Genomic DNA, 9,420 nt, shown 5'->3' on the forward strand with positions numbered 1-9,420 from the left:
CCGGCACCCGAGACCTGTCCCTGGGCGGGGTCTGCGCCTCGACGGAACCGACCCGCCCGACCGCTCCGGTCCTTCCGTCAGAGCCGTCCGCTCCACGCGCCCGTCGAGGCCACCGCGACCCAGAGGGGCTTCATGGTCGCGTGCAGGGAGATACGCCTCCGACGCTCTCCGCTGGCCGGGGCCGGGTACTGGCCGCCGGGCACCTGTGGGCTTGGGGGATCGTAGGGACGTACTCATCACGGAAGCCTCCTCGCCACCTAAACAACTCACACCCCGCCCGGCCGGGCGACACTGCCCGTCCAGACGGTGCATTGACATTACCTGCCCCAACACCCCCGCACCAGACCCCGAACACACCCTGTGGAAAACCCCGAAACAGGACTCCCCGCACTCCCCTGGGGAGTCGGCACCTCTCGCGTCACCCAGCCCATAACCGTCGACCTCGACCGAGGCCAAGGAGAGTCATCGTGGCTGCGTGACCTGCAGTGGATTGGTGTCACCTGACCTCGCAGGACTCCACCAACCATCACGCAGCCACAACGAGGCACCCGCGGGGGCGGCCTGGGCGTCCCAGGCGAGACCCCGAGGACCGGCTCCGGTCAGCGAACCACGGGGCGGTTCCAGACTCACACGCCGCTTCAGGGCGGAACGGGCCACCCAGGTGAAGCCCCCGTCCGGCAACCACCGGACACGTTGACTCCCGGTGGGTCGTCACCGCGGAGATGGTTGAGGAGGTCTTCGGCCTGAAGGTCCAGGTCATTTCCGACCCACTCACCGGGACCCCGCTGGTTCTGCCTCTTCCGCGCAAGACCCGGGACACGGCGTCGGGCAGCAAGACCGGGTAGGGAACGGCGCTGCCCGCGCCCCGGCTTCGGCCGAGCGCGATCACCCGCGACCGCCCGCGAGCATCGCTGCCCGCTCGCCGGCACCGGTCTTCGCCTGCTCTCGGGCCGATACACACCAACCTCACCAACCAGGACCGGTCCCCCGCGGCCCCGCAGGGTCGTCCTGACAGAACCTGCGGGGCGGTGGACCCGCGCCGAGGCCCGCACCTAGTCTTCACATATCAACCAGAACTGATGTGAGGACATACCTGTGACTGCTTCTGCTCCCGCCCTGCCCACCACCATGCGTGGCGTCGTCATGCACGCCGCCGGCGACGTCCGTGTCGAGGACCGCGAGGTCCCCCACGTCATCGAGCCCACCGACGCCGTCGTCAAGCTCGAGGCCGCCTGCGTGTGCGGCTCGGACCTGTGGCGTTACCGGGGTATCTCCCCGGTGGAGGAGGCACGCCCCATGGGCCACGAGTACGTGGGCACCGTCGTCGAGGTCGGCGACAACGTCACCAGCGTCAAGGTCGGCGACTTCGTCGTCGGCTCCTTCTGCCTGAGCGACAACACCTGCGAGATCTGCGAGGACGGCTTCCAGTCGCGCTGCGCCAACGGCGGTTTCATCGGGGACACCCAGGCCGAGTACACGCGCGTGGCCCTGGCCGACGGGACCCTCGTCGTCGTTCCCGGCGGCAAGCCCGAGGACCCCGAGATCATCGCCTCGCTGCTGGCCGCCTCCGACGTCCTGGGAACCGGCTGGTTCGGGGCCGTCGCTGCCCAGGCCGGCCCCGGCAAGACCATCGCGGTGGTCGGCGACGGCGCCGTGGGCCTGTCCGCAGTCCTGGCCGCCAAGGCCCTGGGGGCTGAGAAGGTCATCGCCTTCTCCCGTCACGAGGACCGGGCGGCGCTCGCCCGCGAGTTCGGCGCCGACGTCGTCATCGCCGAGCGTGGCGACGAGGGCGCCGCGAAGGTCAAGGAGCTCACCGGCGGATACGGCGCGCACGGCGTCGTCGAGGCCGTGGGCAACCAGACCTCGATGATGCAGGCCATCGCCTCCTGCCGCCCCGGCGGGCACCTGGGCTACGTGGGCGTGGCGCACGGCGTCTCCCTGCCCGGCGACCAGCTCTTCTTCGCCGAGATCCACATGCTGGGCGGCCCCGCGCCCGTGCGTCGCTTCCTGCCCGACCTCATCGACCGCATCCTCAAGCGCGAGATCAACCCCGGCAAGGTCTTCACCCTGCGCCTGCCCCTGGAGGAGGCCGCAGAGGCCTACAAGGCCATGGACGAGCGCCGCGCCATCAAGGTGCTCCTGGAGCCCTGATCCGAGCCGCACACCCCACCATCATCGTCTGACAACAGGAGCATTCATGAAGACCCTCGTTCTCGTCTTCCACCCCGACATGTCCACCTCTCGCGCCAACCGGTCCCTGGCGGCCAAGGCCGAGGCCCTCGGAGACGACGTCACCGTGCGCTACATGTACGACCTCTACCCCGACCAGAAGGTCGACGTCGCCGCCGAGCAGACCGCCCTGGAGGCCGCCGACCGGGTCGTCCTCCAGTTCCCCATGTACTGGTACTCCACCCCCGCCCTGCTCAAGCAGTGGCTCGACGACGTGCTCCTCTACGGCTGGGCCTACGGATCGACCGGCAAGGCCCTGGCCGACAAGGAGCTGCTGGTGGCTGTGAGCACCGGTGGCCCCGGCGAGGCCTACAGCCATGAGTCCTCCTACGGCTACACGCTCACCGAGCTGCTGCGGCCCCTCCAGGCGACGGCGAACATGGTCCAGATGACCTACCTCAAGCCCTTTACCACCACCGGGACCCTCACCATCACCGACGAGGCCCTGGCCCAGCGGGCCGAGGACTACGCCGCCACCCTGCAGTCCACGAGCCTGCCGGTTCTGGACCTCCGCGGCTGAGTCCGCCAGCAGGCAGCGTCCACATGCCCGAGGGCCCAGGCCGGTTCGCCGGTCTGGGCCCTCGGGGCGTCTCACGGGTGTCTCAGTCGCCGTCGGCCAGGTCCTTGAAGTAGCGCGCCACCGGCCAGCGCTGGAAGCCGAGCCCCTCGTAGGTGGCGCGGGCCGGGGCGTGCCCCAGGTCCCCGCCGGTCTCCACCATCACCATGGCCATCCCGGCGGCCCGGGCCCGCTCCATGGAGTGGTTCATGAGGGCACGGCCAATGCCGTGACGCTGGTAGTCGGGGTCGACGACGACGATATAGACCTCCCCCATCCTGTCCTCGGGATGCAGACGGGTGCACACCCAGCCCACCGGGCGACCGTCGACAACGGCGACGTCGACGCCGTCGGGCTCGCCGTCGAGGACCTCGGCAAGATCGGAGAACTGTCGCTGCCGCCAGCCCTCGGGGTAGAAGGAGCGGTAGACGAAGGCGGGCACGTCCTGCTCCATGAGCGGGAAGACCGGAGCCCAGGCACGCAGGGACAGGTCCAGCAGCGCCTGACGCTGCTCCGGCCGGTACGCAACGATCTCAACCATGCCGAAATCCTACGGCGCTCCCCACAGATACGCCGGGTCCCCGCCGGTCATTACGCCGACGGGGACCCAGTAGCTCAGGACCGCTGAAGGACCTCAGCCGAAGATGTCGAGCAGCGGGAGCTCAGGGGTCTGAAGGACCGCGGCGTAGTCCTGCGCCCGGCGGGCGATGGCCTCATCGGTGATCTCCAGGGCGCCCACCGACAGGAAGGGCACCGCGTACTTGGTGCCGATGACTCGCGAGGTTCCCTGCATGGGCCGCAGGAACTCGTGGATCGTGTAGATGTGCGCGCCCTCGCGGCCGTAGGCGCTGCCGGCGCCGCCGACGCTGACGGCCAGAAGCAGCTCCTTGCCGTGCAGGGCCGTGCCGGTCGAGCCGTAGGCCCAACCGAAGGTGAGGACGTCGTCGAGCCACTTCTTGAGCAGGGGCGGGCAGGAGAGCCAGTACATGGGGTACTGCAGCACGATGCGGTCGGCGCCCAGCAGAGCCGCCTGCTCGGTGGCCACATCGATGTTGAAGTCGGGGTAGAGGTCGTACATGTAGCGCACGGTGATGTTGCCGCCGAGCGACTCCGCCGCGGCCCCGAGGGCCTTGTTGACCCGGGACTCGGAGATGTTGGGGTGGAAGACGAGAACGAGAGTGTTCACGGAGGACTCCCTGGTGTCGTTGGACTGTGAAGCGGGGGATGGCCCCCGTGAGGCGCCGGGGCTCCCGGCGCCGGACAGGACGTCGCTCAGGCCGGAGAAGCCGCCGATGATGACCTCCAGCTTGGGAGCCATCGCACCGCGGTCCAGCCAGGACTCCTTGGGGCGGAAGGGGACGCGGTCGGCGTCGTCGCCACTGTGCAGCTCATGGGGCCCACGCATACCCAGGGCGGCGTTCGAGTCGCCGAAGCGCTCGTCCCACATGCGGGTGGCGACGTCGATGCCGCGCTCGCTCCGGCCCGGCTGACGGTCGGACTCGACGGTCTCGGCCATGGCGACCGCCTGCTGGTGGGCGGTCAGAACCGTCGAGAGGGTGTAGTTGAGCGCCAGGTAGGCGTCCTCGCTGCGCAGGCCCCCGGAGACGAGGGCGTTGTGGGCGCGCTTGGCCACGGACATGAAGGGCACGTAGGCCCAGGCCAGGTTGATGAGGGTGTGGTCCAGGCCGGGATGGGCGTCGAGCACGTCCCACAGCGAGTCGGAGAGCCGGCGCAGGTAGTCCTGCCAGCTCAGGCCGGTGGGGGGCAGTGTGACGTCGGCGGACACGCGCTCCAGGCAAGCCACGAGCAGGTCGTCGCGCGAGCTGACGGTGCGTCCCAGATCAGCCGCACTCACCCCGAGCCGACGCGCCACCTTGCCCATCGTGAACCGGTCCACACCGATCTCGAGGGCCGCTGTGACGACGTCATCCCTGGTAAAACCGGCATTATGCTGCATTGAGCCTCCCGGGTTGGGTCATACTCGTCAGCGTAACGAACCAATAACAGCCCGCCAAATCGAAGACACCTATCCGCGCGATGACTGACGCCGTTCTTCCGCAATATAACGGGAAATAAACCATCCCTCTCCCACACCTCCCGCACACCTCTGACGCCGCCAGGAATCTCACGGCGAGATAACGACTCGGCACACGCCGGGCGGCCTGCCGGGTGGCGCGCCCGACGACGGTGGGGTCTCACCGAGCCCGCTCCCCCGTTACCGTGGTGCCATGAGCGAGACTCCCCGCCCACAGCGCCCCGTCTTTCCGGAACCGCCCGCGGCGCCCTCACCGGCAGCGGCGCAGCCCGCGCTGACGGCTCCCCCGGCCAAGCAGCGGCGCTGGCGCGATGACCTGCACCTGGCGCACACGATCGCCAACAAGGTGGACAGCCTCACCCTGGCCCGCTTCGACGCCGGCAACTTCACCGTGGAGACCAAGTCGGACCTCACACCGGTCACCGAGGCCGACAAGGAGGCCGAGCGCGTCATCCGCGAGCAGCTGGGGCGGGCGCGCGGGCGCGACTCCGTCCTGGGCGAGGAGCTGCCCACCACCGGGCACTCCTCGCGCCAGTGGGTCATCGACCCGATCGACGGGACCAAGAACTTCGTGCGGGGCGTGCCGGTGTGGGCCACGCTCATCGGCCTCATCGAGGACGGCCAGTGCGTCGTCGGGCTGGTCTCGGCCCCCGCGCTGGGGAGGCGCTGGTGGGCCGTGTCCGGCGGCGGGGCCTGGACCGGGCGCTCACTGAGCTCGGCGCGACGGCTGTCGGTGTCCGGCGTCGACGACCTCACCCGGGCCTCGATGTCCTACTCCTCGCTGTCGGGGTGGGCTCAGACCAAGCGGCTGCGCGGGATGCTGGGGCTCATGCAGTCGTGCTGGCGCACCCGCGCCTACGGGGACTTCTGGTCCTACATGCTCGTGGCCGAGGGCGCCGTCGACCTGGCCGCCGAGCCCGAGCTCGAGCTCTACGACATGGCGGCGCTCGTGCCCGTGGTCACCGAGGCGGGCGGGCGCTTCACCTCCCTGGACGGCGAGCCCGGCCCCTTCGGGGGCAACGCGGTGGCCACGAACTCGCTCCTGCACGACGTCGCCCTGCACCACCTGAGCGCCGAGACGGACTGAGCCGGCCCGCTTGAGCCGCAACCCCATCTGCTGGACACCAGTGCGCCCCGAAGTTATAAAAGATCTAAAAGATCTAAAACGCACAAAAGTGAGCCAAGACACTTTGGGTAAGGGGTAGCCCACGCTGCACGAGGGCGGGGCGCTACTGGACACCGCACGACGGAAGCAGCCGCTCCTCGGGGCCACACGCCGAGGTCGTACGGGCTGGACTTGTCCCGCATCCGACGTTATAAAAGGGATACAAACTGATATGCGGCCGCAGAGTTGGGCCTTTGCCCCGGTGTCGCCGCGCGGCTGAACCGCCACCGCTGCGGCGGGTACCACAGTGACCCGGCCGTTCCCCCACCCCGTGCGCCGGTAACCTGCCGTGAGTCCACTATCCATCCACCCCAGGAGTCCCTTTGAACTGGCTGCACGCCATCCTCCTCGGCATCGTCGAGGGCATCACTGAGTTCCTCCCGGTGTCCTCCACCGGCCACCTCAACATCGTCGAGAAGCTCCTCGGCTACGAGATCAACTCCGCAGGCATGACCGCCTTCACCGCCGTCATCCAGGTCGGTGCGATCATCGCCGCCATCATCTACTTCTGGGCCGACATCGTCCGCATCGTCACCGCCTGGTTCAGGGGACTGAGCAACCAGCACGCCCGCCAGGACCCCGACTACACGCTCGGCTGGGGCATCATCCTGGGATCGATCCCGGTGGCCGCCGTCGGACTGCTGTTCAAGGACTTCATCGAGGGGCCGGTCCGCTCCCTGTGGGTGATCGCCGGAGCCCTCATCATCTGGTCGGGGGCCATGTGGCTGGCCGACCACCAGCAGAACCTCACCAAGGGCATGAAAGACGTGACCGTCAAGGACGCCCTCATCATTGGCGCATTCCAGGCCCTGGCCCCGGTGTTCCCCGGTATCTCCCGCTCCGGGGCGACGATCTCCGCCGGCCTCTTCCTCAAGTTCGACCGGGTGACGGCCACGCGCCTGTCCTTCTACATGGGTATCCCATCCCTGGTCGCGGCCGGACTGCTGGAGGCCGCAACGGAGGCCAGCACTATCAGCAACACCGTGGGCTGGACGCCCACCATCATCGCGACCGTCGTCTCTGGCGTCGTCGCCTACGCGACTATCGCCTGGCTGCTGCGCTTCGTGTCCTCCAACAAGTTCACATCCTTCCTCGTCTACCGCGTGCTGCTGGGCCTCATCATCATCGTCCTGGTCTCCGCCGGCACCATCGCCGCCTGACGGAGCCCTTGCCGCCGATCTCAGTTCACCTCCGCCGGCATTCTTCACGTGGGGCAACGGATTCTTCCGTTGCCCCACGTGTTTTCTGTGCTCCTCAGCATCGAGATCCGACGCCGCACGAATCCTGTTCCAGCGGCGTCGTCCGCTTGTACGATAAGCGCCATGGCCACCCCTGGGGTACGCGCAGACTCACTGGCCGCTGAGGACGTCGGCTAAGGACGTCGGGGAGATTCGTAGCATGACCACTCGCCACCCACCCGCTTCTCCTACGAGAATTCGCTTCGGAAGTCGTCCCGTGCTCGCCGCAGGTTTCGTCAGGCGGCAGGGACAGGATGAGCTCTTCGACGCCGTCTTCGCTCACTCCGAGCCTCGCACGGTTCTGACGGGGATGCGGGGAAGCGGCAAAACTCAGCTGGCCGCTGCGGTTGCGGCCAGGTGCGAGGAGGAGGGCTGGCCCCTTGTCGCCTGGATTCATGCGGCCTCACGTAAGGAGATCCTTGCCGGTCTCTACGAGTTCGCACTGCGGATCGGTATCGACGCACCGAAGAACATTCCTCTGGAGGTCATTGTTCAGCGCCTCCTGGATCAGCTGCGCTCAGCAGAGGCGGCGGACCGCCTTTTCGTCTTCGACAACGTGGAGAACCCCGACGACCTGAGAGACCTCATCCCCGAGGGCGCTGGAGTCCGGGTCCTCATCACCACCCCGCGTCACTTCGACTGGGACGGCCTAGGGTGGCTGCGGTTGGCGGTGGGCGCCTTCGATCGGGAGCAGTCGGTCTCCCTCCTGTGCGAGCGTACCGGCGACACTCACCGCGAAGCAGCTGACCGGATCGCGGATGCGCTGGACGACGTGCCTGTCGCCATTACCCAAGCCGCCGCGACAGCACAACAGGGTGGATACGCCTTATCCGGCTACCTTGACAGGCTCAGTCATCACCCGCTCGAGTCAAGCATGAGTCACCTCGAGGGTGCCAACTACCCCGACGCCGTCGGCATCGCACTGCTCATGGCCTATGAACAGGTCTTGGAGCAGCTCAGATCCAAGCATCCTCAGCAGGAGAGGATCGCCGTATCGCTCCTCGGCGCGCTGTCCCTCCTGGCTGCTTCCGGAGTGCCGACTCACTGGCTCTTGGCGCTCGACGGCGACTCCGACGCAGTACGCGACACTCTGTCTGTTCTGAAGAGTGCTTCCGTCATCCAAGAATCCAGCGACGGCGACAAGACCTTCATTCACTGGCTCCAGGGACACGTGTATCGGGAAACCTACCTGAATGATCAGAAGAAGCTCGGTGAGGCGCGTACGTGCGCCGCATCAGTTCTCAGCGGGATTGACGTAGATCGCCTAGAGAATCCTGAACAGCGGCGACACGAGACCCACCATCTCATCGAGCAGCTGCTCTCAGTCACATCACAGGACTACTCTCATTCACTGTATTCTGAGCCACAGGTGTCTTCAAAGCTCGCCGAGACACTACACTACGCGACCAGCCTTGGGATGTCGCAGCTGGCCCTTTGCCTCACTGACTCCGTGACCCGGGCCTGCGACGCCTTGGGCCCCCACCACCCCGACACCCTCACCTCACGCAACAGTCTCGCCGGCTCCTACCGGGATGCGGGCAGGCTCGATAAAGCCATCGCCCTGTACGAGCAGATCCTCGAGGACTCCATCCGCGTCCTGGGTCTCGACCATCCCCGCACCCTGACCTCACGTTTCGACCTCGCCGGCGCCTACAGAGCGAGCGGCAGGCTCGAGGAGGCCATCACCCTGTACGAGCAGGTTTTCAGCGGCCGTAGCCGCGTCTTGGGCCCCGACCACCGCAGCACCCTCACCGCGCGTGACCATCTCGCCGACACCTACTGGGAAGCGGGCAGACTCGACGAGGCCATCACCCTGAAAAAGCAGATCCTCGCAGACGCCATGCGCATCATGGGTGCCGACAGCCCCGGCGCCTCGGCCGCACGTAACAACCTCGCCGCTACCTACCGGGATGCGGGCAGGCTCGACGAGGCCATCCCCCTTTACCAGGAGAACCTCGACGATGTCAGCCGCGTCCTGGGCCTCAACCATCCCGAAACCTTGGCCTCACGCCACCGCCTCGCCGGCGCCTACCGGGAAGCGGGCAGACTGGACGAAGCCATCACCCTGAACCAGGAGAACCTCGAGGAGTTCACCCGTCTCGCAGGTCCCGACCACCCACACACCCTCAGCGCACGCAATCAACTCGCCGGCATCTACCGGGACGCCGGCAGGCTCGACGAGGCCATCCGTCTGTTC

The 9,420-nt window shown here is 67.6% G+C and carries 7 protein-coding genes and 1 pseudogene; 6 read left to right on the forward strand and 2 right to left on the reverse strand.

Annotation, left to right across the window (positions count from 1 at the left end):
- Positions 1–707 precede the first annotated feature (707 nt).
- The 3 genes and pseudogenes from fecE to HMPREF3165_RS03670 all read left to right on the forward strand — a co-directional run.
- Positions 708–845 (forward strand): annotated as a pseudogene (fecE, locus tag HMPREF3165_RS13680) (Fe(3+) dicitrate ABC transporter ATP-binding protein FecE); the annotation flags it as partial.
- Positions 846–1,128: 283 nt separating this feature from the next.
- On the forward strand, positions 1,129–2,151 hold the full coding sequence (locus tag HMPREF3165_RS03665) for a zinc-dependent alcohol dehydrogenase family protein (protein WP_070510914.1): 1,023 nt from the start codon (positions 1,129–1,131) through the stop codon (positions 2,149–2,151).
- A gap of 46 nt (positions 2,152–2,197) precedes the next feature.
- The gene (locus tag HMPREF3165_RS03670; RefSeq protein ID WP_070510906.1) at positions 2,198–2,749 is read left to right on the forward strand and encodes an NAD(P)H-dependent oxidoreductase; all 552 of its coding nucleotides are present in this window, start codon (positions 2,198–2,200) and stop codon (positions 2,747–2,749) included.
- An 82-nt stretch (positions 2,750–2,831) separates the two neighbouring features.
- Here the strand turns inward: HMPREF3165_RS03670 and HMPREF3165_RS03675 are convergent, their stop codons facing one another.
- Complete coding sequence (locus HMPREF3165_RS03675; protein ID WP_070510908.1) at positions 2,832–3,326, reverse strand: GNAT family N-acetyltransferase; 495 nt, start codon at positions 3,324–3,326, stop codon at positions 2,832–2,834.
- 93 nt (positions 3,327–3,419) lie between these two features.
- Positions 3,420–4,742 carry an NAD(P)H-dependent oxidoreductase gene (locus tag HMPREF3165_RS14000; protein WP_020991727.1) on the reverse strand — a complete coding sequence of 441 codons (1,323 nt, stop codon included), beginning with the start codon at positions 4,740–4,742 and terminating at the stop codon, positions 3,420–3,422.
- A gap of 271 nt (positions 4,743–5,013) precedes the next feature.
- On the opposite strand from HMPREF3165_RS14000, the gene hisN reads away from it, so the two are divergent.
- From hisN to HMPREF3165_RS13690, 3 genes are all read left to right on the forward strand, one after another.
- Positions 5,014–5,907: a histidinol-phosphatase gene (hisN, locus tag HMPREF3165_RS03685; RefSeq protein ID WP_003786930.1), complete on the forward strand. Its 894-nt coding sequence runs from the start codon at positions 5,014–5,016 to the stop codon at positions 5,905–5,907.
- 401 nt (positions 5,908–6,308) lie between these two features.
- Positions 6,309–7,145, forward strand: a complete 837-nt coding sequence (locus tag HMPREF3165_RS03690) for an undecaprenyl-diphosphate phosphatase (protein WP_070510910.1) — start codon at positions 6,309–6,311, stop codon at positions 7,143–7,145.
- Between the two features lie 238 nt (positions 7,146–7,383).
- A partial coding sequence (locus HMPREF3165_RS13690) for a tetratricopeptide repeat protein (RefSeq protein WP_256274910.1) occupies positions 7,384–9,420 on the forward strand: 2,037 nt, incomplete at its 3' end.

Source organism: Actinomyces sp. HMSC08A09 (genome assembly GCF_001807465.1).
Taxonomy (GTDB): Bacteria; Actinomycetota; Actinomycetes; order Actinomycetales; family Actinomycetaceae; genus Actinomyces; species Actinomyces oris.